General features: G+C 46.2%; 2 tRNA genes and 1 rRNA gene. All 3 read left to right on the forward strand.

Annotated features, from left to right (window positions below):
- Positions 1-106 precede the first annotated feature (106 nt).
- A 16S ribosomal RNA gene (locus tag ACYSNM_RS13755) occupies positions 107-1,624 on the forward strand.
- A gap of 71 nt (positions 1,625-1,695) precedes the next feature.
- Positions 1,696-1,769, forward strand: a tRNA-Ile gene (locus ACYSNM_RS13760).
- Positions 1,770-1,845: 76 nt separating this feature from the next.
- Positions 1,846-1,919: transfer RNA gene (locus ACYSNM_RS13765), tRNA-Ala, on the forward strand.
- Positions 1,920-2,012 lie beyond the last annotated feature (93 nt).

Here is a 2,012-nt window from a genome sequence, read left to right on the forward strand (position 1 = left end):
TTGAAGACACGTTCATAGACATATTGGATTGACAGCAAAATTTAACAAAGAGTAAGGCAAATCGCAAGATTTGATTTATATATCTAATTTAAGATATAAAAAATATACGATGAAGAGTTTGATCCTGGCTCAGGATGAACGCTAGCGGCAGGCCTAACACATGCAAGTCGAGGGGTAAGAGTAGCTTGCTACTCTGAGACCGGCGCACGGGTGAGTAACGCGTATGCAACCTACCTTATACAGGGGAATAGCCCAAAGAAATTTGGATTAATGCCCCATGGTTTGTGACTCTGGCATCAGAGACACAATAAAGATTTATCGGTATAAGATGGGCATGCGTATCATTAGCTAGTTGGTATGGTAACGGCATACCAAGGCTACGATGATTAGGGGTCCTGAGAGGGAGATCCCCCACACTGGTACTGAGACACGGACCAGACTCCTACGGGAGGCAGCAGTGAGGAATATTGGTCAATGGAGGCAACTCTGAACCAGCCATGCCGCGTGCAGGATGACGATCCTATGGATTGTAAACTGCTTTTGTACAGGAAGAAACCCAACTACGTGTAGTTGATTGACGGTACTGTAAGAATAAGGACCGGCTAACTCCGTGCCAGCAGCCGCGGTAATACGGAGGGTCCGAGCGTTATCCGGAATTATTGGGTTTAAAGGGTTCGTAGGCGGTCAGATAAGTCAGTGGTGAAATTTCTTAGCTTAACTAAGACACTGCCATTGATACTGTTTGACTTGAATCATATGGAAGTAACTAGAATATGTAGTGTAGCGGTGAAATGCTTAGATATTACATGGAATACCAATTGCGAAGGCAGGTTACTACGTATGTATTGACGCTGATGAACGAAAGCGTGGGGAGCGAACAGGATTAGATACCCTGGTAGTCCACGCCGTAAACGATGGATACTAGCTGTTTGGTTTTCGGACTGAGTGGCTAAGCGAAAGTGATAAGTATCCCACCTGGGGAGTACGTTCGCAAGAATGAAACTCAAAGGAATTGACGGGGGCCCGCACAAGCGGTGGAGCATGTGGTTTAATTCGATGATACGCGAGGAACCTTACCAGGGCTTAAATGTAGATTGACAGGTTTGGAAACAGACTTTTCTTCGGACAATTTACAAGGTGCTGCATGGTTGTCGTCAGCTCGTGCCGTGAGGTGTCAGGTTAAGTCCTATAACGAGCGCAACCCCTATTGTTAGTTACCAGCACGTAATGGTGGGAACTCTAACAAGACTGCCGGTGCAAACCGCGAGGAAGGTGGGGATGACGTCAAATCATCACGGCCCTTACGTCCTGGGCTACACACGTGCTACAATGGCCGGTACAGAAAGCAGCCACCTAGCGATAGGGAGCGAATCTCAAAAACCGGTCACAGTTCGGATTGGAGTCTGCAACTCGACTCTATGAAGCTGGAATCGCTAGTAATCGGATATCAGCCATGATCCGGTGAATACGTTCCCGGGCCTTGTACACACCGCCCGTCAAGCCATGGAAGCTGGGGGTACCTGAAGTCGGTGACCGCAAGGAGCTGCCTAGGGTAAAACTAGTGACTGGGGCTAAGTCGTAACAAGGTAGCCGTACCGGAAGGTGCGGCTGGAACACCTCCTTTCTAGAGAAAGAATTAGAATATAAAACTTTACTCTTTGCTGTTAGTTCAAAAATTTAAGATATAGTTTACAGAGTCTCGTAGCTCAGCTGGTTAGAGTACTACACTGATAATGTAGGGGTCGGCAGTTCGAGTCTGCCCGGGACTACAAAACTTATCTGAAAGGAAATTTTAGAGGTTGAGAAGCATCTAACCTGAATTAGGGCGCTTAGCGTCTATATTAAGGGGGATTAGCTCAGCTGGCTAGAGCGCTTGCCTGGCAGGCAAGAGGTCATCGGTTCGACTCCGATATTCTCCACAAGGACTTAGTCCAAAACGATCATTGACATATTGAGATACTTAACTAATAATACAGTTAGAAAGAATCAAATTAAAAAATATATAGAAAGTA

The organism is Myroides sp. LJL116, assembly GCF_054871685.1.